Source organism: Candidatus Pelagibacter giovannonii (assembly GCF_012276695.1).
Taxonomy (GTDB): domain Bacteria; phylum Pseudomonadota; class Alphaproteobacteria; order Pelagibacterales; family Pelagibacteraceae; genus Pelagibacter; species Pelagibacter giovannonii.
The window spans coordinates 455,896-479,996 of the sequence record NZ_CP038852.1 but is presented as its reverse complement, the minus strand read 5'-3'; the positions used below and the strand labels follow the sequence as shown (position 1 = coordinate 479,996).

General features: G+C 30.1%; 23 protein-coding genes. 9 read left to right on the top strand and 14 right to left on the bottom strand.

The annotated features are described in order from the left end of the window. Positions 1–50 precede the first annotated feature (50 nt). The 6 genes from fdhF to E5R92_RS02685 all read right to left on the bottom strand — a co-directional run bounded on the left by fdhF (position 51) and on the right by E5R92_RS02685 (position 7,922). Positions 51–2,819 (bottom strand): formate dehydrogenase subunit alpha, encoded by a 2,769-nt coding sequence (gene fdhF / locus E5R92_RS02710; RefSeq protein ID WP_168606573.1) that lies wholly within the window; start codon positions 2,817–2,819, stop codon positions 51–53. Further along, positions 2,819–4,477: an NADH-ubiquinone oxidoreductase-F iron-sulfur binding region domain-containing protein gene (locus E5R92_RS02705; protein WP_168606572.1), complete on the bottom strand. Its 1,659-nt coding sequence runs from the start codon at positions 4,475–4,477 to the stop codon at positions 2,819–2,821. The genes fdhF and E5R92_RS02705 overlap by 1 nt, the downstream gene beginning before the upstream one ends. A 142-nt stretch (positions 4,478–4,619) precedes the next feature. Further along, positions 4,620–5,453 (bottom strand): formate dehydrogenase accessory sulfurtransferase FdhD, encoded by an 834-nt coding sequence (fdhD, locus tag E5R92_RS02700; RefSeq protein ID WP_168606571.1) that lies wholly within the window; start codon positions 5,451–5,453, stop codon positions 4,620–4,622. A gap of 126 nt (positions 5,454–5,579) precedes the next feature. Beyond that, positions 5,580–6,779, bottom strand: coding sequence for an NAD-dependent formate dehydrogenase (locus E5R92_RS02695; RefSeq protein WP_168606570.1), 1,200 nt, complete (start codon positions 6,777–6,779; stop codon positions 5,580–5,582). 217 nt (positions 6,780–6,996) lie between these two features. Continuing rightward, positions 6,997–7,482 (bottom strand): HPP family protein, encoded by a 486-nt coding sequence (locus E5R92_RS02690; RefSeq protein ID WP_168606569.1) that lies wholly within the window; start codon positions 7,480–7,482, stop codon positions 6,997–6,999. Positions 7,483–7,511: 29 nt separating this feature from the next. Continuing rightward, positions 7,512–7,922 (bottom strand): iron-sulfur cluster assembly scaffold protein, encoded by a 411-nt coding sequence (locus E5R92_RS02685; RefSeq protein ID WP_168606568.1) that lies wholly within the window; start codon positions 7,920–7,922, stop codon positions 7,512–7,514. A 43-nt stretch (positions 7,923–7,965) separates the two neighbouring features. On the opposite strand from E5R92_RS02685, the gene E5R92_RS02680 reads away from it, so the two are divergent. The 7 genes from E5R92_RS02680 to E5R92_RS02650 are packed head-to-tail and all read left to right on the top strand — an operon-like array spanning position 7,966 to position 14,317. Further along, positions 7,966–8,577 (top strand): molybdenum cofactor guanylyltransferase, encoded by a 612-nt coding sequence (locus E5R92_RS02680; RefSeq protein WP_168606567.1) that lies wholly within the window; start codon positions 7,966–7,968, stop codon positions 8,575–8,577. Position 8,578: 1 nt separating this feature from the next. Beyond that, positions 8,579–9,826: a molybdopterin molybdotransferase MoeA gene (locus tag E5R92_RS02675; protein WP_168606566.1), complete on the top strand. Its 1,248-nt coding sequence runs from the start codon at positions 8,579–8,581 to the stop codon at positions 9,824–9,826. Positions 9,827–9,874: 48 nt separating this feature from the next. Continuing rightward, positions 9,875–10,780 (top strand): DMT family transporter, encoded by a 906-nt coding sequence (locus tag E5R92_RS02670; RefSeq protein ID WP_168606565.1) that lies wholly within the window; start codon positions 9,875–9,877, stop codon positions 10,778–10,780. A gap of 5 nt (positions 10,781–10,785) precedes the next feature. Then, positions 10,786–12,003, top strand: a complete 1,218-nt coding sequence (locus E5R92_RS02665) for an aminopeptidase P family protein (RefSeq protein WP_168606564.1) — start codon at positions 10,786–10,788, stop codon at positions 12,001–12,003. A 3-nt stretch (positions 12,004–12,006) separates the two neighbouring features. Next, a complete protein-coding gene (locus E5R92_RS02660; protein WP_168606563.1) occupies positions 12,007–13,119 on the top strand; it encodes a serine/threonine protein kinase in 1,113 nt (370 codons plus the stop codon). A 2-nt stretch (positions 13,120–13,121) separates the two neighbouring features. After that, a complete protein-coding gene (locus E5R92_RS02655; protein WP_168606562.1) occupies positions 13,122–14,165 on the top strand; it encodes a threonine aldolase family protein in 1,044 nt (347 codons plus the stop codon). Next, positions 14,165–14,317: a hypothetical protein gene (locus E5R92_RS02650; RefSeq protein WP_168606561.1), complete on the top strand. Its 153-nt coding sequence runs from the start codon at positions 14,165–14,167 to the stop codon at positions 14,315–14,317. Before E5R92_RS02655 ends, E5R92_RS02650 begins: the two co-directional genes overlap by 1 nt. Positions 14,318–14,862: 545 nt before the next feature. Here E5R92_RS02650 and E5R92_RS02645 read toward each other — a convergent pair. The 4 genes from E5R92_RS02645 to E5R92_RS02630 all read right to left on the bottom strand — a co-directional run bounded on the left by E5R92_RS02645 (position 14,863) and on the right by E5R92_RS02630 (position 18,113). Next, positions 14,863–15,090, bottom strand: coding sequence for a hypothetical protein (locus E5R92_RS02645; protein WP_168606560.1), 228 nt, complete (start codon positions 15,088–15,090; stop codon positions 14,863–14,865). 225 nt (positions 15,091–15,315) lie between these two features. Next, a complete protein-coding gene (locus tag E5R92_RS02640) occupies positions 15,316–16,548 on the bottom strand; it encodes a DUF3810 domain-containing protein (RefSeq protein WP_168606559.1) in 1,233 nt (410 codons plus the stop codon). Between the two features lie 252 nt (positions 16,549–16,800). Continuing rightward, complete coding sequence (locus E5R92_RS02635; RefSeq protein WP_168606558.1) at positions 16,801–17,514, bottom strand: hypothetical protein; 714 nt, start codon at positions 17,512–17,514, stop codon at positions 16,801–16,803. A gap of 113 nt (positions 17,515–17,627) precedes the next feature. Further along, positions 17,628–18,113, bottom strand: coding sequence for a YajQ family cyclic di-GMP-binding protein (locus tag E5R92_RS02630; RefSeq protein WP_168606557.1), 486 nt, complete (start codon positions 18,111–18,113; stop codon positions 17,628–17,630). Positions 18,114–18,202: 89 nt separating this feature from the next. Between E5R92_RS02630 and E5R92_RS02625 the strand changes: the two genes are divergently transcribed. Then, positions 18,203–18,409: a SlyX family protein gene (locus E5R92_RS02625; RefSeq protein WP_168606556.1), complete on the top strand. Its 207-nt coding sequence runs from the start codon at positions 18,203–18,205 to the stop codon at positions 18,407–18,409. A gap of 16 nt (positions 18,410–18,425) precedes the next feature. Then, entirely contained in the window at positions 18,426–19,607 is a 1,182-nt protein-coding gene (locus tag E5R92_RS02620) for a BaiN/RdsA family NAD(P)/FAD-dependent oxidoreductase (protein ID WP_168606555.1), read from the top strand. Here E5R92_RS02620 and E5R92_RS02615 read toward each other — a convergent pair. From E5R92_RS02615 to E5R92_RS02600, 4 genes are read right to left on the bottom strand one after another with little or no spacing between them, the layout of a single operon-like run. Beyond that, entirely contained in the window at positions 19,604–20,905 is a 1,302-nt protein-coding gene (locus E5R92_RS02615) for an MFS transporter (protein WP_168606554.1), read from the bottom strand. The genes E5R92_RS02620 and E5R92_RS02615 overlap by 4 nt on opposite strands. A 58-nt stretch (positions 20,906–20,963) precedes the next feature. Beyond that, positions 20,964–21,824 (bottom strand): DMT family transporter, encoded by an 861-nt coding sequence (locus E5R92_RS02610; protein ID WP_168606553.1) that lies wholly within the window; start codon positions 21,822–21,824, stop codon positions 20,964–20,966. Then, positions 21,821–22,750, bottom strand: coding sequence for a glutathione synthase (gene gshB, locus E5R92_RS02605; protein ID WP_168606552.1), 930 nt, complete (start codon positions 22,748–22,750; stop codon positions 21,821–21,823). Before gshB ends, E5R92_RS02610 begins: the two co-directional genes overlap by 4 nt. Continuing rightward, positions 22,740–24,035, bottom strand: a complete 1,296-nt coding sequence (locus tag E5R92_RS02600; protein WP_168606551.1) for a glutamate--cysteine ligase — start codon at positions 24,033–24,035, stop codon at positions 22,740–22,742. Before E5R92_RS02600 ends, gshB begins: the two co-directional genes overlap by 11 nt. Positions 24,036–24,101 lie beyond the last annotated feature (66 nt).

Here is a 24,101-nt window from a genome sequence, read left to right as displayed (position 1 = left end):
AAAATTATAAACTTTATAATTTTTTAAAGCACGTATTAAAATATTAGTAATTATGAAAGTTCTGCTTGATTTTCTTTAGGCTCAACAACAGTTTTAAATTGATTGGATATCTTTTGAATTTCTACAGAAGAAACTTTGTATTCTGCACACATTGTCTCTTCATCTTTTCCATGACCAGTTACCATGTTAACCATATGTTCTGGGAAGTGGAATGTTGTAAATACAATTCCTTCTTTAACTTTATCAGTAACCTCAACTTTTAAAGCTACCTCACCTCTGCCAGAATAAAGTCTACCAATATCACCAGTATTTAATTCTCTTTTTTTAGCATCATTAGGGTGAACTAGTAATAAATCTTCAGAAACTATATTAATATTTTTAGTACGTCTTGTCATAGTAGCAGCATTATAATGTTGAAGAACTCTACTAGTTGTTAAAATTAATGGATAATCTTTTTTATTCTCAGCTATCTCATTAGATTCTTTCCAATCGAAATTTTTAAGTTGTCCTTTTCCTAATTTAAATGTTTCTTGGTGTAAAATTTGAGTATCTGTTCCATCTTCTTGTACTGGCCACTGTAATCCCATTTTACCAAGTCTTTCTCTTGTTACACCTTTAAAGAAAGGAACCACGTCAGCTATTTCTGCAAGAACTTGATCAGCATCATATTCAGGTTGATCAAAGCCTAATTTTTGCATCATGTCTGTTACAATTGTTCCATCTGTTTTTGTACCAGGTAAAGGAGGTACGGCTCGGTTAACTCTTTGAATTCTTCTTTCTGTATTAGTAAAAGTTCCATTTTTTTCTAAGAAAGTTGTTCCAGGTAATACTACTGTCGCAAGTTTTGCTGTCTCACTCATAAAAATTTCTTGTACAACTAATAGCTCAAGTGAATTCATAGCATCTATTACGTGGGCACTATTAGGATCTGTTTGAACTATGTCTTCTCCAATGATCCAGACAGCTTTCACATCTTTATTAATTGCCCCATCAAACATTTCTGGAATTTTTAGTCCTTGTTTTGTTGGGTGTACTACTCCATATTTTTCAGTGTAGAAATTTTGAACTTTTTCATCAGCCACTTCAAAGTAACCAGCTCCTTGATGGGGTTGACAGCCCATATCAGCTGCACCTTGAACATTATTTTGTCCTCTCAATGGATTAACACCAACACCTCTTCTACCAATATTTCCTGTAATCATGGCAAGATCAGCAATTAACATTACCGTTTTAGATCCTTGCTCTTGTTCTGTAACACCTAAACCATGGAATTCCATGGAGTTTTTAGCTGTTGCATAAGCAATTGCAGCTTCTTTAACTAACTGTTTATCAACACCAGCAACTTTTGCTAAATGATCCATATCTTGTCTCTCAATTTCTTTAATGAAATTTGCAAAACCTTCAGTTCTATCTCTGACAAAGTCTTTGTCATAAAGGTTTGCTTTCAATATATAATGCAACATCATATTTAATATGGCTACATTTGTTCCTGGTCTAAGTTTAATATGATAATCAGCAAGTTTAGCAAGCTCAGTAGTAATTGGATCTAATACAATTAATTTTTTACCCTTCATTACTTGTTGCTTAATTTTAGCACCAGTAACAGGGTGAGCATTTGTTGGATTTGCTCCGATCACCATAAATAAATCTGCATGGTAAATATCTTCTGTAGAATTTGTAGCTGCTCCAGTTCCAAATGTTTGTTGCATTCCCCACGCCGTAGGTGAATGACAAATTCTTGCACAGCAATCAATATTATTAGTTCCTATTGCTGCTCTAATCATTTTTTGGAAAACATAATTTTCTTCATTAGTACATCTTGCTGAAGAAATACCTGCAACTGCATCTGGTCCATTAGCTTTGGTAATTCTATTTAATTCTTTTTTAATAAAATCATATGCCTCATCCCATGATGCTTCTTCAAACTTTCCATTCCTTTTAATTAAAGGAGTTTTTAATCTGTCAGGATGATCATAAAATCCAAAAGCATATCTTCCTTTAATACAAGTGTGACCTGCGTTAACTTCAGATTCTTTAGGAGTAGAAATTGCAACAACTTTATTATCTTTAATTGAAGCCTCTAAATTACAACCAACTCCACAATAAGAACAAGTTGTTCTTACTTTTTCATCAACAGCAACTGATTTAGATTGATATACATCTGAGATGGCATCTGTTGGGCAAGTGTGTGCACAAGCTCCACAAGATACACAAGACGAGTCACCAAATAATGCATCATTGTCTGTTGTAATCTTAGACTCAAATCCTCTTCCACTCATTGTTAAAACAAATGAACCTTGAATTTCATCACAAGCTCTGACACATCTTCCACAATTAATGCAGTTATCCAAATTCATTCTCATGTAATCATGAGAGGTGTCTCTTGGAATACCTTTATGTTGTTTTGGAACATTATATCTATGATCTGAGATGCCTAAATCATTAGCAACATCTTGAAGTTCACAGTTATTATTAACCTCACAAGTTCCACACTCCATTGGATGGTCGGTTAAAACTAGTTCAACAATATTTTTTCTTAAAGCCGTTAAATTTTCATTGTTTGTAAAAATATGTTGGTTTTCACCTACCGGTGTATGACATGAGGCTACAACTTTAGTTGGACCATCTTTAACTAAAGCAATCTCAACCGAACAAACTCTACAAGCTCCATAAGGTGCTAAGTTTGGATCGTTACATAAAGCAGGAACCTTTTTTTCACCAAGATAGCTTTCTACAAATTTTAAAACAGAAGTATGGTTAGGACCAATTTCATATGGCTTACCATCTATATATGCAATTTTTCTTTTTTCTGAGCTCATTAATTATCTTTCACCATATCATCCTTCATTTCATCACCAAAATATTTTAGTATGTTCATGATAGGAGTGGGTATTGCGCCACATAAAGCACATAAACAGCCTTTTTTCATTGTTACTAGGAGTTCATTTAATAGCTTTAATGGAATTTTAGCAGTTTTATTCTTTGCTTGATCAAACATTTCTTTACCACGGTAAGAACCAAGTCTACCTGGGAAGCATTTTCCACATGATTCTTCGGCTGTGAATTCAAATAAATGATGAATATATTCGACCATTGGGAAATCTTTTGGAATACTTACTATACTTGCGTGTCCCAACATGAAACCAGCAGCAGTAAATTCTTGAAAATCTAGATTTAATTTTTCTATTTCAGAAATTGGAATAACCCCACCTAATGGTCCTCCAATTTGTAATGCTTTAATAGGCTCTTTAAATCCACCACCAATATCATTTAAAACTTTTTTCATTGGAGTTCCCATTTCAACTTCATAAACACCTGGATTATTAAAAAAACTATCAAAACAAACTAATTTTGTTCCTGCAGATTTTTTATTACCAATTGCAGCAAATTTTTCTGCTCCATTGATAAGTATACCGGTAGCCGCAGCTAGAGTTTCAACATTGTTAACAACAGTTGGTTTTTTATAAAGTCCTTCAGTAACAGGGAAGGGAGGCCTAACATCTACTTCAGCTCTACGTCCTTCGATTGAGGCTATTAAAGCAGTTTCTTCTCCACATATGTATGCTCCTTGTCCTATACAAATATTAAGATCAAAAGAAAAATTTGTTCCAAGAATATTTTCACCTAATAATCCTTCTTTTTTTAAAGAATTAATACATCCATTTATAGCTTCAATAGATTTTGGATATTCTCCTCTAATATATAAAACACCTTCATCGCTTCCAATTACATATCCACAAATAATCATTCCAAATAAAACTTTAAGTGGTTGATCTTCTAATAAGTACCTATCGGAGAATGCACCAGAGTCACCTTCATCAGCATTACAGATAACATATTTTTTTTCAGAGGGAGCTTTTCTACAAAAATCCCATTTCATTCCAGCTGGAAAGCCAGCACCACCTCTACCTGTTAAATTTGAATCTAGTAATGATTTTATAATTTCTTGTTTATCTGTATTGATAAATTTATTTAAAACATCTTTAAATTGATCTAAGTTTGAAAGCTTATCATCCATTAAAAAACTAGTTGAAGCAAAACTTTTAGAGAAAAATTTTTCTTGTTCAATCTTTTCTCCTTTAATTATTTCATCAATTTTATCAATGTCATTCCCAGCATAGTTTTCACCATCATAATGAAACGCTTTATTTTCATAACAGTGACCAAGACAAAACATTTCACCAACCTTGTCATCACCTAATTTTTCTTTTAATTTTTTCTTTAAAGGTTCTTGTGTTCCAGAACACATGCAAGCACTTCCATTACAAACAAAGGCTTTCTTTGCTCTATGAGATGGCCTTAAAAATTCATAAAAACTTTCTGCACCATGAATAGTGGATACGCCCATATGATATTCATTAGCTATTTCTTTAATACCACTTGCGTCTTTAGAATTTAATGATCTTTCAGAAATCTTTTCAAAAAGATTTTTTTTTAGACCAACTCTACCTGATAGATTACTTATGTTTTTTGACAATTTTACCCTTTACTCTTTACCCTTTTTAATGATCTTAAATTTTTATTACAATTATTCTAAAAATTCTAGAAGTTTAAAATGAATTTAATAATATTTAATATTATTAAATAATATATATAAAAAAAATACTGACCTCAAATATCTATTTAATTCTTTCACTACTACTGTAAATATTGAAGCTATCACCTTTGACAAAACCAACTAATGTCATATCAAATCTATTTGCTAAATCTATAGCAAGACTTGTTGGCGCACCCACTCCTATAAGTACACCTATGTTTGCCATTAGAGCCTTCTGAACGAGGTCAAAATTAAGTCTCCCAGAGCATGTCAAAAATTGAGTATTTGTATTAAGTAATTTTTGATCAAGAGCATGACCTATCAATTTATCTAAAGCATTATGTCTTCCAACATCTTCCTTGATAGCCACAATATCACCCTTAGCCGTAAATAATCCACTTGCATGAATCCCTCCAGTTTTAGAAAATTCTGACTGATTTTGCCGAAGTTTATCTGGTGATGACATAATAGTTTCTTTTGTAATTTTTGGAATAGACTTTAAGATTTTATCTTTTTTAATAATTTCTAATGAATCTAAGGAAGTTTTTCCACAAACACCACAGGAAGAGTTTGTTAAAAAATTTCTTTTTATTTTATCAATATCAATATTTTCAGAATTATTAATTGTTACAGTAATTTTATTTTTAATACCATATTGATCAGTAGGTTTTCCACTACTTTCAATTTTTTCAATATATTCAACTTTTTCAATTACCCTTTCATTAAAAAGAAATCCTCTTACTAAATCCTCATCATCACCAGGTGTTCGCATAGTAATAGATATAGTATTCTCTATCCATTTATCTTTATCTTTAAATTTGATTATAATTTCTAGGGGCTCTTCAACAGAAATTTGATCATTAAGTTCATTCAATGTGTTATTTTTAAATTTAAAAACTTTATAATCAGAATTCATTCAGTCAGTATATTTTAACTTATAAAATATGAAAGAATGAAAATATTAACTTTTCTTAACGCTTATGTGGGTTTTCTTTAAAAAAGCGATTTATAAAAGATATAAATCGCTTTTTATTAAATAGACTTATTTTTTTTTATATTTAGCAGCTTCTTCTGAACCATCAGTAGCAGTTCCTTTACTGTATGAGTGAGCACCCATTCCTGCAAGTTCTCCATTTTGAACAATTAGATATTGATTTCTGATTTCTTTTTTATCAAAAAAGCACTCTAAGATTTCCCTTACACCATCCGCATATCTTGTTTGAGCAGAGAGAGAAGTACCTGAAGTATGAGGCGTCATGCCATGATGAGGCATTGTTCTCCAAGGATGATCATTAGGAGCTGGTTGTGGAAACCAGACATCACCTGCATAACCACTTAACTGACCAGATTTAAGAGCAGCAGCAATTGCATCTTTATCACAGATTTTGCCCCTAGCAGTATTAACTATGTAAGCTCCTTTTTTCATTTTATTAATCATTTTTTCATCAAATAGATGTTCTGTTTCTGGGTGTAGTGGACAGTTTATTGTCACAACATCACACACCTCAACCATAGATTCAACTGACTCATGAAAGGTTAAATTTAATTCTTTTTCAACAGTATCAGGTAACCTATGACGATCAAAATAATGAAGATGTACATCAAATGGTTTCATTTTTCTTAGAGCATCTAAGCCAATTCTACCAGCCGCAACAGTACCAATATGCATACCTTCAACGTCATAAGATCTTTGAACAGCATCAGCTATATCCCAGCCACCATTATTAACGATTGCGTATTGTGTGTGATAATCTCTAACCATAGAAACAATCATCATAACAATGTGTTCAGCAACAGATCTTGAATTGCAGTAAGTTACTTCAACAACATCAACTTTACGGTCCATAGCTGCTTGTAAGTCTACATGGTCAGAACCAATCCCAGCAGTAATTGCCATTTTTAAATTAGGAGCAGTCTCCATTTTTTCTCTTGTTAAATAATAAGGAAAGAAAGGTTGAGATATGACAATGTCAGAGTCAACTAGTTCTTTATCTGCTCTGCATCCATCACCATCTTTATCAGAGGTAACAACCAATTGATGACCATTACTCTCTAAAAATTTTCTTAGTCCTAATTCACCTGAAACACAGCCAAGTAATTCACCTTCATTAAAATCTCTACCTTTTGGTGAGGGAAGAGTCATTCCATCTGGATATTTATCTATTTTAGGAAGTTTGTCTAAAGCATAGCTCTTTGGCATGCCAGTTTTTGGATCGTCGTACAAAACACAAAGTATTTTCATTTTTATTTTCTTTCATTTTTACCCTGTTAGTTAATTGCACATATTAATATTAATGAATTATTATATTTATTAGTAATTTTGATCAAAAAACAAATTGAGAATAAATAGGGGAAATATTGAGTATAATTAATTTTTATTCTATCTTTAATTGCATAAATGCATATCAGAGCTTAATTCCGCCAGCACAATTAAGCTGGCGAAATAAAAAATCTAAAGATTAACTCTTCCAACTACTTGGGTAGTTTTTCTTTAAAATGAAACGATTTAGAATAATTGCGTAAACAATTATTATTATTGAACCAAAAATAATTGGATTTAATAAAAAATCATAAGAAACTGCACCAAGTATTATGACAATAGGATTTCCACCTGCTGGTGGGTGAGTAACACCAAGCAGTATCATTACAAAAATACCAAGACCTACTGCAATAGCTATTTGTAAAAATTGATCAACTGGAAGGAACTTTAAAATTAATACACCAACCACAGATGTTACTAAGTGTCCAAAAAAAACATTTTTGGGTTGAGCAAAAGGACTTTCTGGATATCCAAAAAGTAAAACCATCGAAGATCCAAATGATCCAGCTAAAAATAATCCATAAGGTGTTTCAAAACTCAAGAATGAAAGAGTTCCAATTGTAATTATTGAAAATATTAAAGCATAAAGAGCTCTGTTAAAGTTTTCTTTTATTGTATTTATCATATATTTTTATCTTTACTGTTAGTGTTGTTTTAAAGCTTTAGGGCTTTTGAAAGAGTTTTAAAAGGAAGCAATAAACATTCTTTTCTAGAAATATTTTTTGAATTCATTATTTTTTTAAAATCTTTTAAATCTTTTATATTAATTTTTTTTAATTGATCAAAATTTTCATCAAAGAAAAGCTCAGCTTTTGAAACAAAATCTGAAATTTTTTCTATTGGTACTTGCATAACCCATCTTGAAAGCAAACTAACTGAGGCTTGACAGTACACGCATGATCTACATTGATAACCCATGTCTTGAACAATATTGTCTTTAACCATTAAGCTAATTTCCATCTCATCACCGCATAAAGGGTTTTTATTCCTTGATTGATGTGTATGCTTTTTAAGCACTTTGTGGTTTTCGGTATTAGATGCAATTTCTAAAATTTCTAAGTCCATTATAATTCTTTAATTAAGAGATTAATGTTTTATATTTTGATTTATGAAAGATAACAATATTTTAGCTGTTGTGCTAGCTGGTGGAAAGTCAAAGAGATTTGGTGAAGATAAAAACCAGACAAAACTTGGCGATAAAACATTGTTAGAACACGTTTTATTAAAAATTAGCAATAGATATGAGGAGATACTTATTGTCTCAAGCCACAGCATAGATACAAAAAAAATAAAAAATGTAACAATAATCCCTGATTGTTTTGATGACTTTGGACCATTAGCAGGAGTTCTGAGTGCAATGAAATGGGTTAAAGAAAATCAAAAATCATATCAGTGGATTGCAACATATCCATCAGACACACCTTTTTTTGAAACATCAATTATTGATGAATATCAAAAAAGAATTAAACTAAAAGATAGTCTGTTGTATTTTGTTAAATCAAACAACAAAAGACACAATATTTTTGGATTGTGGTCAATTGAATTATTAAAACCACTTGAAAATGATTTGATTAATAATAATTTTAGAAAAGTGGAAGATTGGGCTAATAAAATAGGAGTAAAAACAATTGATATTGAACCTAAAAAATTTGATCCTTTTTTTAATATAAATACTAAAGAAGATTTGGAAGAAGCAAAAAAAATACTAAAAAAATATTAAAATGATTAATTACAAAGAAGCTAAAAAAATCTTATTAAAATCAAAGATTAAAATTAAAGATGAAATTATTAACTCATCAAAGTCATTAAATAGGATTAATGTATTAGATATCTATTCAGCTGTAAATTATCCAGCAGGAACTAATGCTGCATTTGATGGTTTTGCAATCAATTCAAAAGATACAATCAAGTTAAATAAAAATAATTCACAAAACTTTAAAATTTTAAAGACTATATCTGCAGGTGATAACCCATCTTTAAAAAAAACAAATAAATTTGAAGCTGTTGAGGTAATGACAGGTGCACTTATACCTAAAAATTTTGATACTATAATTCCAATAGAAAAAATCATTTTTGATAAAAATAGAAAATTTATTTTAATTAATAAAAGAATAAAAAATAACCAACACATCAGATATGCTGGATCAGATTATAAAAAAAGAGATTTAATAATCAAAAAAGGTACTATTATTCAACCTTCTCATATATTAGCTTTTAAAACATTAGGCATAGTAAATATTAAAGTTAAAATGAAGCCTAATATTTTATTTTTTTCAACAGGAAATGAAATTTCTAACAATAGGAATGTTGCTAATTGGAAAGTTAGAAACTCTAATAGTTATTACATAAAATCCTTATCTAATAATTTTTTATTTAACTTTATAGATGGTGGAATTTTAAGAGATAAGGACGCTAAACTTTTTCAAAAAAAAATAGAAAAAAGTTTTAAATCTAAAATAGATATTATAATTACATCTGGTGCCGTATCTGCTGGTAAACATGATTTTGTTCCCCACATAATTAATAAATTTAGTTTATCTAATTTTTTTAAAGGTGTTTCGATTAGACCTGGTAAACCAGTATTGTTTGCAAAATTTAAGAAAACTGAAAAAGCTATTTTTGGGCTACCTGGTAATCCTATTTCTTCATCTGCTTGCTTTAGATTTTTTGTTTATCCTTATCTGTTTAATATTCTTGGTGTTAAGGTTGAAAAACCATTTAAAGCTAAATTAAAAAATAATTATTCAAAGAGTAAAAAGATTATTAGATTTTTAAAAGCTAAGTTAACTTCAACTAATGATGGAAAAATAGAGCTAGAAGTTTTAAAAGGTCAAGAATCATTCAGAATTAAATCATTTGTAGAGTCAAATGTGTGGGGTCTATTCAAAGATGGGCAATCTACATTCAAAAAAGGTGAGTTAATTGATTGTTACTCTCCAATAGGGTCAAATATTAATATTTTTAAATAGATCTCATTTTTATTGTAGTACAAAATAATTACTATTAAATATCCATCAATGCTTGAGTTAAAAAATGAAAAAATTGCTATACCTGTTGTTTTATTAGCGGGTCTTATATGGTCTTTTGGACCTTTAGTTGTTCGGTATATGAATGAACCAAATTTAGTTCCATGGCAATATATTTTTGCACGTGGCCTTACAATCTTTTTGATTTTAAATCTTTATCTTTTCTTTGAGGAAGGAAAAGATTTTTATAAGAATTATTTAAAAATTGGAATTTCAGGTATCATTGGTGGAACTGGACTAGGTATTGCAATGATAACCTTCATTTACTCCATTACAAATACTAGCGCTGCTGTTACTTTGCTTTGCTTAGCTGCCATGCCTTTTTTTACAGCTTTATTAGGTTTCTTATTTTTAAAAGAAAGAATATCAGTCAATGTTTGGATAGCCATATTTATTGCAACAGTTGGAATAATAATAATAGCTTTAGGTAATACAGAAAAAAATTCTTTATTAGGACTTATTTTTGGAATGACTTCGTCTATTGGGTTTTCTATTTTTTCAGTAACCTTGAGATGGAAAAAAGAAACTCCAAAATTTACAACTGTAGCATTTGCAGGTTTATTCTGCTTTGTAGTTGCAGCAATAGTTATTTTATCTAATGATATGGTTTTTCTATCTACAAGTTATAATGGAGCATTATTTTCTATTCATGGAACATTAGTTTGTATGGGGTTGATTTTATATTCTATAGGATCAAAAGCTATACCAGCGGCAGAATTAACTTTGTTGTCATTAACTGAAGTTATAGGTGGTATATTTTGGGTATGGATTCCAATTTTAGGAATTAATGAAATACCATCTACTAATACGATAATAGGAGGCTTCTTCCTTTTTATGTCTATTATTTATTATAGTCTTACAATTAAATCTAATAGACGGTTTATTGCTCTTAATTAATTATAATGGAAAGACCTGATTTTTTTACTTTAAAAAATGGAGATAAGGCAAAATTACCTTTCACAGATCAAGAATATCAAAGACGATTAACTAATTTAAGAACCATAATGAGTAAAAATAATCTTGATATGATTATTTTAACTTCGATGCACAATATTGCCTACTATACAGGATTCATCTATTGTTCTTTTGGTAGACCTTATGGATGTATTGTAACAGCCAATAAAATTTCAACAATTTCTGCAAACATAGATGCAAGCCAACCTTGGCGGAGATCTCATGGTGATAACGTAATTTATACTGACTGGAAAAGAGATAATTTTTTAAAAGCTATAGTTTCAATTATAGGAAGAGATGAACCACCAAAAAATATTGGCATTGAAAACGATCATGTAACTTTAGATGTGAAAGAAAAGCTTACGTCTATTTTTACTTTTTCAGTTTTTAGTGATGTTTCTAAGGATTTGATGCAACTAAGGATGAAAAAGTCTAGTGAAGAAATAGAAATTATTAAAAATGGTGCAAGAATTGCTGATCTTGGGGGTGAAGAGATTGTAAAGAATATTAAAGTTGGAGAAAGTGAGCTTGAAATTGCAATAGCAGGTAGAGATAAAATGGAGCGTGAAATTGCAAAAACCTACCCTGATGCTGAATATATGGATACCTGGGTTTGGTTTCAGTCAGGATTAAATACAGATGGAGCGCATAACCCAAAAACTAATAGAAAATTAGAAGCAGGAGATATTCTTTCTTTAAATACCTTTCCTATGATCTCAGGGTACTACACAGCTTTAGAGAGAACTCTTTTTTTAGATAAAATAGATGATGCCTCTTTAAAAGCTTGGGAAGCAAATGTTAAAGTTCATAAAAGAGGACTAGAGTTAATTAAACCAGGTGTGAAATGTTCTGCCATCTGTCATGAGCTGAATGAGCTATTTGCTGAACTTGGTTATCTTCATTACCGAACATTTGGTTATGGTCATTCATTTGGTGTCCTATCTCATTTCTATGGTAGAGAAGCTGGACTAGAATTACGAGAGGACATAGACACTGTATTAGAAGAAAATATGGTCGTTTCTATGGAGCCTATGATCATGATACCTGATGGAAAACCAGGAGCTGGTGGATACAGAGAACATGATATCCTAGTTATAGGAAAAGATAATGCTGAAAACATTACTAAGTTTCCTTTTGGACCAGAACATAATATTATTAAATCATAAATTATGAGTAAAAAAACTGTAGTTAATAGCTGGAATGAATGGGATCCTTTAAAGCATGTAATTGTTGGTAAGGCTGACGGTACTTGTATTCCAGCACCAGAACCAGCTTTGGACGCTAAGGTTCCAGAAGATTCTGACATGCGTGGTCAGTTTGGACCAAGAACAAAAGATACAGTTGATAAGGCAAATCAGTTGTTAGATGATTTTTCAAATATGCTTATTAAAAGAGGCATTAAAGTAGATAGACCAGATCCAATAGATTTTAATAAAAAAACATCAACTCCAGATTGGGAGGCAGATACAATGTTTGGCTGTATGCCACCAAGAGATGTTTTATTAACTGTTGGAAGTGAAATTTTAGAAGCAACGATGAGTTATAGATGTAGATGGTTCGAATATCTTTGTTACAGACCTTTGTTAAAAAAATATTATGATGATGATCCTAATATGAGACATGAAGCCGCTCCTAAACCAAGATTAACTGACGCGGATTATAGAAAGGATTATTTATCAGATAAAATTGGAATTCAAAAAAGATTAGAATGGACTGAAGATAAATTTTTTGTAACAACTGAAGAGGAACCTTTATTTGATGCTGCAGATGTTTTAAGGTTTGGTAAAGATCTTGTTGTTCAGCATGGTTTTACAACCAATCTAAAAGGAATTGATTGGTTAAAAAGACATTATAAAGACCATAGAGTTCATGCAGTTAATTTTCCAGGTGACCCATATCCAATTCATATAGATGCAACTTTTACCCCAATTAAAGAGGGTTTAATTATTAATAATCCACAAAGAAGACTACCAAAAGAACAAAGAAAATTATTTGAAGATAACGGCTGGGAAATTATTGATAGTGCACAACCAGCTCATAATGAACCACCTGCACTTTGTTATTCGTCAACATGGCTATCAATGAATGTTCTAGTATTAGATCCAAAAACTGTTTGTGTTGAAAAAAGTGAAGTATATCAAGCAGAACAATTAGATAAATTAGGTATGGAAGTAATACCAGTAGACATGAGAGACGCCTATGCATTTGGAGGTGGACTTCATTGTTGTACTGCAGATGTTTATAGAGAAGGTGAATTGAAAGATTATTTTCCAAAACAATAAATATGGAAAAAATTAAAACAAAAAGAGAGCGAGTAAAATTTGCCTCAGATAATGTTGCAGGTGCTTGTCCTGAAGTATTGGATGCAATTTTAAAAGCTAATGATGGAGATAGAGCTCCCTATGGTGATGACGAAATTTCAAAAAATTTACAAGATAAATTTTCAGAAATATTTGAAAAAAAGGTAATTATTTTTCCAACATCTTCTGGAACTGCAGCTAATGCACTAGCTTTATCTACGATGACACCATCTTTTGGAAATATCTATTGTCATAAACTTTCTCATATTAATGTAGATGAATGTGGAGCACCTGAATTTTATACTGGGGGAGCAAAATTAGTAAATCTTAACGGAGTTAATGGAAAAATTACTGCTGAGGAGCTCAATAAATCAATTAGTGGGAAGGGTGTTGTTCATCACACTCAACCTTCATCAGTAAGTATTACACAACTTTGCGAAACAGGTGAAGCTTATGAATTAGATGAAATAAAAAAAATATCAGAAATTGCTCATAATCATAAACTTAATATGCATATGGATGGAGCTAGGTTTGCTAATGCTTTAGTTTCACTAGATTGTAGCCCTGCAGAAATGACTTGGAAATCTGGTATTGACGTACTTTCTTTTGGAGCAACTAAAAATGGATGTTTAGCAGCAGAAGCTATTATTTTTTTCAAACCAGAGTTAGTTGGTAACTTACCTTTTTTAATGAAAAGAGCAGGGCATTTACTCTCAAAAATGAGTTTTGTATCAGCACAATTAGATGCCTATATCACAAATGAAGTTTGGCTAAGAAATGCAAAACATGCAAACGCTATGGGTAAAAAATTAAGTCAAGGTTTAAACCAACACAAAAATATTGAGCTGGCTTATCCTACTGATGCGAATGAAATATTTGTAAAGATACCAAAAGATATAATTGATCAATTAAATTCAGAAGGATATACAATTAATGATGATGAATGGGATGGTAAGGCGGTTAGATTAGTTACTGCATGGAATACTAATCTATCTGATATTGAGACTTTTTTAAATTTTATTAAGTAATGCCTAGAAAACCTAACTACAAAGATTTATTAAAAAAATTCAAAAAAAGAAATATTAAAAATCCAGAAAGAATAGCAACAGCCTATGTCAAAGGATTAACTGCAGGATCCAAAAAAAAGGCTGCTAAAAATTTAGCAGGAATTATAGACTAAAGAAAAAAGGACCTAGAATCAATGAATTCTAACTAGCGACTATTCCACACCTAGATACCCAATTTATGATTTAGTAGAGTTTATAATGATTAAATTAGGTGGAATTATTGAACCAATATATTTTTTGATTACTTCAATAACATTTATATTATTAAGTATAATCCAATATAAAAAATTTGGGAAAACCAGGGAAACAAAATATCTCGCAGGTTTGTCAATTTTTTTCTTATTTAGTTACATTGCTATAATTTTAAAAAATTAGAAATGATAAAATTTATTCTGCCAGCTATAATTGTCCTCTTCATTGTAGTATTCTGGGAAAAAATTACTGAAATAGTATTCAAAAAATTTAATATTAGGCTGAATTATATTATTGTGAGTGCTGTATTAATAACTATCGCTATAATAATTTTATTAATCAATTATGGATAAATTTAATTAATGAAAAAACTTTTAGGGATCATGGTTCTGGGTTATAGGATTATCTGGGACAGACTAGGCACAAACCAGGCACTTATCCGAGTGAGAACAAAATGTTCTCTTGTTTAACTTGGGTTCTCTTTCAAAAAGTTAATGTAATCAACAACTTCTTGAAACTTTTCATCAGGAATATCTTTATATGAGTTGCCAAACTTCTCTTTGACACATAAAGCAACATGAGCATAGGGGTTTCTACCTTTTGGATGATTTGGATGGCTTGGTAACTGACCTAGTAAATAAAGGCCGGCTTCCTGTATCATTTTCCACAGTTTACTTGCGTTTTCTTTATTCATAACCCACTAAACCTTGAAACATCTCTAAATGTTCTAGTCTATGTTCTAGTTTATCCTATAAAATCCTATAACCCAGAACGATGATCCCTAAAAGTTTTTTCATGATTAAAGGCTATCACATTTGTTGGTGGTTATTCCACTCAGTTTCTTGTCAGTTTCATCGTTAAAATTGGTTTGTATTAACGCCAAGTCTTTTTTAATAACCAAGCAAACATAGGTTTTCTTTTATTTTTTCCACTTTTTAAACCAATCATCTTCAGCATAAGTATGGAGATTATATGTACACCACTCATTCTTTCTACCTTTGAGTAATTTTTTATGAGTGTATCTAGGAGGAATTTCAAAATTACCTGGTGGACTACCTCTTTTCATTTGTCCTAAAGCACATGCAATAGGCAGAGGGTCAAAAGGGTTGTCTGATGTTGGGGTTAAATAAACAGAGTCCTTTAAATCTGGACATGTTAAATCATCATGACCATAAAGTGCTTTTGGAAGTTTTAATCCTCCACCCCGTGCTAAAATTCCAGAACCCATGTGGGCTCCATCTCGTACTCCTTTTGTGCAAGGCATAGCAAAACCTAAACCGTGCAGCATTTCATGAATTATAATTTGAGGATACTGAGAGCCTGCTTTACCTATAAAAATATACCCATGATGTGGGCCCATTTGTCCCCCATCTCCGCTAGCAGAGTCGGTAAAAGATAAATACATTTTTTTAGGGTTATTAAAACCATTTTTTGTTAGATAATAATCTGGATAATTTACATTCCATCCACCACTTCTTGCTTTTCTATCCATTCTAACGAAAGTCACATCTAGTTTTCCATCTTCTCTATAATCAAACTTAAATCTTTGTTTGTTTTTAGTCATTTTAAAAAAAGCATCATCAGCTTTTTTCATTTCTTTCTCAATATATCCAGATATATCTCTTTCCTTATCTTTAGTTTTATTGTCTAAAAAATAAATTAAATGGAATTGAAAATCATCACTTACATCAGGTTGATCTTCAAAAAATCTTCCTGGTTTCTTATTTAATTTTTTTTTTCTTTCTATTAATACACTTGCTTCTGCTGTTTCAGTTTTTGCTAAGATTAATGCTTTAGCCTTGTCGTATTTCCAAACAATTTCATCATTAACAGCATACAAATAACATTCTTTACCCGTATGTTTCTTGGCATATTTCGTACATTGTTTATATGTTTTCTTATGAAGTTTTTCTAAGTCCTTGCCTTTATTAACTGCCCAAGAATAATTATCATAATCGCAACTGGCATAGAGAACACTAGTTTCATTTTTTTTTGATAATTTTTTTAAATGTTTTTTTATAAATTTTTTATTTACCGATTTAAGACCACTATCACACCCTGCTATAGACGTTACTCCAGGTTCATTAACACCTGCATTAGCATTCCCACTCAACAGAAAACCGAGAATCAAGATCCCTAAAAGTTTTTTCATAATAAAATGTTATCAAAAACCTCTAGAATTGACTATTTGATTTATCTCTAAATGTTCTAGTCTATGCTCTAGTTTGTTGCTTAAATCGATGAGTCTTTAAGCGATTTATTTCAAACTAACTTTTTAATATCCGCATAAGCACTGTAGTTTAATGTAGGATAGTGTGGGTTAGGTTGTCCTGCTAACTCCGTAAATAATCGCCAGCTTCCTGTATCATTTTCCACAGTTTACTTGCGTTTTCTTTATCCAAGTTTAGTTTTGCGAGGTTTTGTCGATTTTAAAATCTTCTAAAGCTGAAGTAGTTACCTCTGAGTCTTGATTATTATCTATCTCTTTTTTTGCAAATTCTCTTTCTTTAAACTTTTGTTCTTTTATTAATTCTTCTTGTAATTTTAATTTTTGTTCTTGGTCAAATTTTTCTTCCCATTCTTTCAATTTAATATTTTCAATTTCTTTCTTTAATTCCTCTTGATCTCTTATTTCTTTTAAAAATTTTTCTTTTTTTCTTCTTTCCTTTAATTCTTTGTTTTTTTGTTCTTCTTCCCTAACTCTTAAATCTAATTCTTTTCTATTTTGTTCTTCTCCTTTAAGCTTGAGTTCTTTTTCTTTTACTCTGAGGTCTTTGTCAATTTGACCCAAATCTTCATCTTTTTTAATTAGTCTTTTATTTTCTGTTTTAATAGACTCTTCTTTAATTTTTAATTCCTTATCTTTTAAATTTAATTTATTATTTTCTTTTTGAAGTTTTTCTTTCAAAATTTTTAATTCTTTTTGTTCTTTTAAAATCTCATTTTTTTCTTCAAGTTTTTTTAACTTAATTTCTTTGATTTTTTTCTTTTCTACATTTTTTTTATATTTTGAATATGCATTACTTAAAGTATTGGTGGTAATAGAAGCTAGCCTTGTCAAGCTAGACCTATTTTTTGAAGATTTAATTTTCTTTTTTTTTTTATTTTTTAAAGGCATTTTTTTAAAAAATTATTTGATCAAAGAAATTATTAATATTCAACCAGATTTATATTAATTCTTTTAAATACTGTCTAAAATGAGTTCAACCTATGATTGTTATTTTATGATTTTTAATCTCTGAAGTTAACAAATTCTATGGGTAGACCAATATCAACAGCACTTATTGCTGACATTGCTTCTTGAAGGTCATCTCTTTTTTTTCCTTCAGCTCGTAAATCTTCTCCTTGAATTTTAATCTGAATTTTAAGTTTTAGTTTCTTTATTTCAGCAATAATCTTTTTTGCATTTTCTTGGCTAATACCTTCTTCTAGTTCGCTAACTTGTCTAATTGATGAACCTGCAGCATTTTCTGAATTTTTAATTGTTATGAATCTTGGATCTACTTTTCGTCTTATAAGATGAACTTGCAATAATTCATTTACTTGTTTTAGTTTTAATTCATCAGGTGCTAATGTGGTAATAATCTTATCTTTTCTTTCAATTGAAATATTAAGTCCTTTAAAATCAAATCTATTGCTAATTTCCCTTAAACAGTTGGCAAGAGCATTATCAAATTCTGGGTAGCTAATTTTACTGATTACATCAAATGAAGGCATAATTTTTATTATCTTATAATTCAACCTTAACAAAAATTTTAATAATTGACTATTTGATTTATTTTGAAACTCTTTTAAGTTGTATTTATATGGAAGATTTAGTCAAAAAGTTAGAAGAACAGATCAGCTTTCTTCAAAATGAAATATCCCAAATGAGCAATGAACTGTATTCTCAGCAAAAAGAAGTATCAGTTTTAAAAAAACAAATTTCAAATATTGAAAAAAGAATTAATGAATTAGAGAATAGTGATGATGCGGGAATGGTTATGATTGATAAAAAACCTCCACATTACTAAATTTTATTATTAATCCATGACAGAAAAATTTGATGTTATTGTTGTAGGTGCAGGTGCTGCTGGCATGATGAGTTCTATAGAAGCTGGTAAGCGTGGAAGAAAAGTACTTTTAGTTGATCATGCAAAAAAAATAGGAGAAAAAATTAGAATATCTGGTGGTGGAAGATGTAATTTTACAAACATACATACTCACCCCAGTAAGTTTATATCAAGCAATCCAAAATTTGTAATATCAGCTTTAAAACAATACACCCAAAATAACTTCATAGATTTAATAAAAAAACATAATATTAAATTTCATGAAAAAAAATTAGGACAACTCTTTTGTGACGAAAGTGCTCAACAAATCATAGATATGTTACTTTTAGAGTGTGAGATGGCAAATGTAGTTTTAAAAAAAAATACAACTATTGATGATATAGATAAACAAGATAATAAATATTTTATAGTTGTTGGTGAGGATAAATATTTTTGTGAATCTTTAATTATTGCAACGGGTGGTCTATCTATTCCAAAAATTGGAGCAAGTAAATTTGGCTATGATATTGCTCAAAAATTTAATTTAAAAGTTATTGAAACATTACCAGCATTAGTTCCTTTAACTTTTAGTGAAAAAATACTAGCAATTTGCAAGGAACTTACAGGGTTATCTGTTGAAGCAGTTGTTTCATTTAAAAAAACTTTTTTTGAAGAAGGGATGTTGTTTACCCATAGAGGTTTGAGCGGACCCTCTATATTACAAATTTCTTCTTATTGGAAATTGGGAGATGATATCAAAGTCAACTTATCACCAAAACTAGATGTAGATAGATTTCTAAATGATAGAAAAATTTCTAATCCTAAACAAGATATAAGCATTATAATTTCTGAAATCCTTCCTAAACGATTAGCTCATATAATCTGTAATGAAAATAGCGTTAATGGAAATATATGTGAATTATCTAACAAAGTATTAACCAGCTTGAGTAATTCTATAAATGCTTGGGCGATAAATCCGATTGGAACTGAAGGTTATAGAACTGCAGAAGTTACATTGGGTGGTATTGACACTGAAGAAATTTCTTCTAAAACAATGATGTCCAATAAACACCCTGGATTATTTTTTATTGGAGAAGTTGTAGATGTTACTGGCCATTTAGGTGGTTATAATTTTCAATGGGCTTGGTCTTCTGGGTATGTGGCTGGCCAATACGCTTAAAGATTTGTTACTGGTTGAACCTCTTCAGGTTTTTTGGGTTCTTCAATAGGTTCTGTTGTTGGATTTAATTCAATACCAGCAGGTGTAATAGTTGAAGGCATAGCGACGAACTGAGAGTCTGGGTTTTCAACTGTTTGTCTAACTCTCATTCTATATACACCAAACACACCTATTAAAGCATGAAAGAAAAGTAAAAATACAAAAAAACCATTAGAGCCAACAACATTCATAAATATTGAACAAAGGAATGGACCACTCATAGCGCCCAAGCCAAATGTAAACTGTATACCTGCCCCAGCTGCTACAAATTTTTCTTTTGGTATATAATCATTAGTATGTGCACAAATTAAAGAGAACATCGGTAAGCTACAAATAGAAAATAAAATTAAAAAAATAAAAAACCATACTTTGCTTGTAGCAAGTTCACCAGGCAAGTACATTTGACCTGATGATAGAATAGCAAGTAAAGCAAAAAAAGAAGCACCGAAAGTTGAGATGACTATTACTTTTCTTCTATCATATTTGTCAGAAAGCTTTCCAATAGGATATTGAGAGATAGCACCAGAAATTGCTAAAAGAAAAGTTACAAGTGATATTTGAAAAATAGTAAAATTCATTGATGCCGCATATACTGCTAACAATGTAAATAGCGCTGACTGGATTGTTCCATAAAAAAGAGCACTTACCATTCCAAATGGTGAAGTTTCATAAAGTTCTTTTAAAGGCATACCTTTAATTTTTTTAAATGTTGGTGGTTTTTTTTTAGTTAAGAGAATAGGTATAAGTGCAATAGATGTAATGATTGAAATTAATATGAAAGGTTCATAATTTGCAGGACTACTAAAATTTAGTAAAAACATTCCTATACCCATTGAGCCATATAAAATGACCATATAAATAGACAAAACACTTCCTCTATTTTTATTGGATGATCTATCGTTTAGCCAACTTTCAGCAACTGTATAAATACAAACCATGCTTATTCCTGTTAACACTCTTAAAAAAAACCAAACAAGAGGATTAACAAAAACTGAGTGAACTAAAATAACTAAAGATGCTAAAGATGCAAAAGCTGCAAAAACTCTAATATGACCAACTCTAGATATAAGAACAGTAATTGTTGATGTACCAATAAAATATCCAACAAAATACCCAGACATCATAAAACCAGTTGAAGCTAAACTGAATTCTTCTTGAACAGCTCTTACACCTAGGAGTGAACCCTGAAATCCATAGGCCATCATTAAAAAGCCCATACCTAAAAACAATGCCCAAGAATTCTTTAAAACTTTATTCATAAAATTGACCGTACTTATTTGCGATCTAAATGTAAATCAAGTCTTTATTATGATTAAATTAAGAATTCTTTAATTTAATAAATGAGTGGATTGCAATGGCTGTGATGATAACAGTACCACCCTGTATAGTTTCAAGACTAGGTTGCTCCTTAATAATCAACCATACCCAGATGGGACCAATTATAGTCTCTAATAAAAAAAATAAGTTAACTTCAGCTGCAGGTATGAACCTTGGAGCTATGGTGACAAGCACAAAAGGTATAGCAACACACATAATACACATTAAAGGAACAATGATTAGGTCATTATCCACTAGTGCAAAACTCTCAATAAACAGAAGTGCAAACATAGCCACAATTAGCTTTCCAACAACAGCTGCAGGAATTAGATTTTTATCCTTAGCAGATCTAATAGTAACTGCACCAACAGCTAAACCTAAAGCAGTTATTAAGCCTAATATATCTCCATAAAAGTTACCCAGCTGTAATGAATCGTAGAATATATAAATAGCTGCTGTAAAAGTTACAAATATTGTAATCCATGTTTTTCTATCTGGTAATTCTTTTAAAAATATTGCACCAAGTACCGCAGATAACATAGGAGCCATTGCAATCATAACTAATGTGTTTGCAACATTGGTATTTTGTATCGAAACAACAAATGTAATATTAGTTACAGAAAAAGTACCAATATAAAGTAAGCCATGATAACCACTTGAAAAAAGCATTTTAAAGAAATTTAATTTATAAATTAATAACATTCCTAAAAATACAGTGATGAAAGGAATAAGACCTCGATAAAAAACAAGCCCCCAAGTATCAACATTAGAAAGTCTAATAAATAAACTGTCAGGCGTAATAAACATTACTGCAACAAATGCGAGTAAAGAACCTTTTTGTTGCTCAGTTAAATTGTTCAAGCTTTTAATCCTTTCCAAAATATTTTTGCAAGATTAATACTTGTAAGATCATAAAAAGATTTTAATCCAGTAGGAGATGTAACATTAATATCTCCATTTAATTTTTGGTCAATAAAATCAATACCAGAAAAGTAGATGTCGTTTTTTTTAAGACTTTTACCAATTATATTTGAAATTTCGTTTTCTATTTTTGTTAATTTAACTGAGACAGGTATGGCCCCTTTACTCATGTTACTTAAAAAAGATCCTTTTTTTGGAACTCTAGAGATGGCACCACAAACTTTGCCATTAATTATAAAAACTCTTTTATCTCCAAACTTAATTTTAGGTAAAAATTTTTGACACATAATATGTCCATGCTTTTTTATGAAATTTTTAATTAATTTAGTATCTATCTTATTTTGAAATAAATGAATATCATTTCCACTAAAGCTATGAATAGGTTTAATAATCATTTTTTTATTTTTAGAAAAAAATTTATTAATTTCATTCATGTCTTTTGTAAAAATGGTAGTGGGCATATATTTTTGAAATGATGTTGAGTATAGTTTTTCAGAAATATTTCTAATAGATGTTGGATTATTAATAACTTTAACTTTATCTTTTATTTTATCTAAAATGTAAGTAGTTGAAATGTATTCTAAATTAAAAGGAGGATCTTGACGTATCAAAATATATTTACATTTAGTCAGTTCTAGTTTCTGCTGATTTAATTTTTTAAAAAAACGTTTATTTGAATAACTAAATTCTACGTAATATCCATTAGCTACAACCTTATCGTTGATTATTGAAAGGTCTTTTGGCTCATAATAAAAAATTTTGTATTTTAATCTTTGTGCCTCAATGGCTAGAAATATACTAGTATCAGTTAGGGGTTTTAGTTTTGAAGGATGATCACCTTGAATTGCAACTATCTTATTTGTCATATAAATCGTTTAAATTTTCATTCTTAGAAAATTTATCCATCATATGATCTGCGTTTGTTGTCTTATTATCAATCAGTTTATCAAGGTGATTTAAAAATTTAGCCTCATTATCATTAGATTTATTCAAAATATCTCTGTTTAATAATCCTTTTCTTGAAATACCTAGCAGCAATGATGACCAATGTAATAGATCTTTTCCCATCAACTCAGTATTAAAACCTTTTTTAGGTGCTTCTAGGTACGCATTAATTATTTTATTTTTATCCCACTTAGAGATTAATTCGTAAGCCTCATCTAAGTTACCATATAAAATTCCAGTGTTAAAAGCAGGCCCAGAACACAAGCAGTCCCAACCACAAGTGTCCATAGATCTTAATTCTATATATTTCTTAAGTCTATTTTCTGTAAAAATTGTACTTAGGTGAGTGGTTAAATCGCCTTCAGTTGGAAGTCGGTTATTAATTTCATTAATTTTTCCATTCATGAAATCCGAAAATGAATAATTGCTTCCTGATAAATATTCTTTTTCGTTTTGAATAAATAATAAAGGAAAGTTTATTGAAAAATCTGCATATTTTTCAAAATCCATATTATCAAAAAAAACTTCAGGTAAACCCCCTCTTGATGTTTCTTGCCAAACTTTAGATCGATAAGAGCTGTAACCACTATTTTTCTTTTCAACAATTGAAGAATTTGCAAATAGTGCAATAGATATAGGAACTATAGAATTTATTATTTTAAATTTTTTAATAAAATCTTTTTCAGAATCGTAATCTAAATTAAGTTGTGTACCACAAGTCCTATACATCATGTCTAAGCTTAAAGCACCACCATTAGGCATATCTTTAGTCATTACTTGATATCTTTGTTTTGGATTATTAGGAACTCCACTAAGGCTTGAAATAGGATCAAAACCAGCACTAACAATTTTTAAATTCAATTTTTTAGTTACTTGTTGTAATTCAAATAAGTAATCATGAGATTCGGCACAAGCCTCATGAATATTGTTTAATTTATCTCCTGATAATTCAATTTGATTTCCAGGTTCTAGGGTGATGCTTTTTCCTTGTTTTTGCAACCCAATAATATTTTCTTTTTCCATTATTGGCTTCCATCCAAACTCACTTAGTAGTGAAAACATTTTAAGGACAGTAGAGTAGTCTACTCTTTTGTTTGTTTTTTCATCAAACAAAAATTTTTCATGTTCAATACCAATTTTAAAATCTTTAATATCTTTAATTCCAGATTCAAAATATTTGATTATGTGCTCTTTGTGAGTGATCATTGATTTATATATAAGGGTTTAATGTTCATTTTAAAGTCTTTATATTCAGACTTTCTTTATGAGAAT

What these genes read in the sequence shown, in the direction of transcription:
- E5R92_RS02665 (WP_168606564.1), top strand. Translation starts at nt 10,786, where the DNA reads ATGGAAAGACCTGATTTTTTTACTTTAAAAAATGGAGATAAGGCAAAA.
- E5R92_RS02615 (WP_168606554.1), bottom strand. Translation starts at nt 20,905, where the DNA reads ATGAATAAAGTTTTAAAGAATTCTTGGGCATTGTTTTTAGGTATGGGC.
- fdhF (WP_168606573.1), bottom strand. Translation starts at nt 2,819, where the DNA reads ATGAGCTCAGAAAAAAGAAAAATTGCATATATAGATGGTAAGCCATAT.
- E5R92_RS02675 (WP_168606566.1), top strand. Translation starts at nt 8,579, where the DNA reads ATGATTAATTACAAAGAAGCTAAAAAAATCTTATTAAAATCAAAGATT.
- E5R92_RS02695 (WP_168606570.1), bottom strand. Translation starts at nt 6,779, where the DNA reads ATGAAAATACTTTGTGTTTTGTACGACGATCCAAAAACTGGCATGCCA.
- E5R92_RS02635 (WP_168606558.1), bottom strand. Translation starts at nt 17,514, where the DNA reads ATGCCTTTAAAAAATAAAAAAAAAAAGAAAATTAAATCTTCAAAAAAT.
- fdhD (WP_168606571.1), bottom strand. Translation starts at nt 5,453, where the DNA reads ATGAATTCTGATTATAAAGTTTTTAAATTTAAAAATAACACATTGAAT.
- E5R92_RS02625 (WP_168606556.1), top strand. Translation starts at nt 18,203, where the DNA reads ATGGAAGATTTAGTCAAAAAGTTAGAAGAACAGATCAGCTTTCTTCAA.
- E5R92_RS02660 (WP_168606563.1), top strand. Translation starts at nt 12,007, where the DNA reads ATGAGTAAAAAAACTGTAGTTAATAGCTGGAATGAATGGGATCCTTTA.
- E5R92_RS02650 (WP_168606561.1), top strand. Translation starts at nt 14,165, where the DNA reads ATGCCTAGAAAACCTAACTACAAAGATTTATTAAAAAAATTCAAAAAA.
- E5R92_RS02690 (WP_168606569.1), bottom strand. Translation starts at nt 7,482, where the DNA reads ATGATAAATACAATAAAAGAAAACTTTAACAGAGCTCTTTATGCTTTA.
- E5R92_RS02645 (WP_168606560.1), bottom strand. Translation starts at nt 15,090, where the DNA reads ATGAATAAAGAAAACGCAAGTAAACTGTGGAAAATGATACAGGAAGCC.
- E5R92_RS02680 (WP_168606567.1), top strand. Translation starts at nt 7,966, where the DNA reads ATGAAAGATAACAATATTTTAGCTGTTGTGCTAGCTGGTGGAAAGTCA.
- E5R92_RS02640 (WP_168606559.1), bottom strand. Translation starts at nt 16,548, where the DNA reads ATGAAAAAACTTTTAGGGATCTTGATTCTCGGTTTTCTGTTGAGTGGG.
- E5R92_RS02655 (WP_168606562.1), top strand. Translation starts at nt 13,122, where the DNA reads ATGGAAAAAATTAAAACAAAAAGAGAGCGAGTAAAATTTGCCTCAGAT.
- gshB (WP_168606552.1), bottom strand. Translation starts at nt 22,750, where the DNA reads ATGACAAATAAGATAGTTGCAATTCAAGGTGATCATCCTTCAAAACTA.
- E5R92_RS02670 (WP_168606565.1), top strand. Translation starts at nt 9,875, where the DNA reads ATGCTTGAGTTAAAAAATGAAAAAATTGCTATACCTGTTGTTTTATTA.
- E5R92_RS02600 (WP_168606551.1), bottom strand. Translation starts at nt 24,035, where the DNA reads ATGATCACTCACAAAGAGCACATAATCAAATATTTTGAATCTGGAATT.
- E5R92_RS02620 (WP_168606555.1), top strand. Translation starts at nt 18,426, where the DNA reads ATGACAGAAAAATTTGATGTTATTGTTGTAGGTGCAGGTGCTGCTGGC.
- E5R92_RS02630 (WP_168606557.1), bottom strand. Translation starts at nt 18,113, where the DNA reads ATGCCTTCATTTGATGTAATCAGTAAAATTAGCTACCCAGAATTTGAT.
- E5R92_RS02685 (WP_168606568.1), bottom strand. Translation starts at nt 7,922, where the DNA reads ATGGACTTAGAAATTTTAGAAATTGCATCTAATACCGAAAACCACAAA.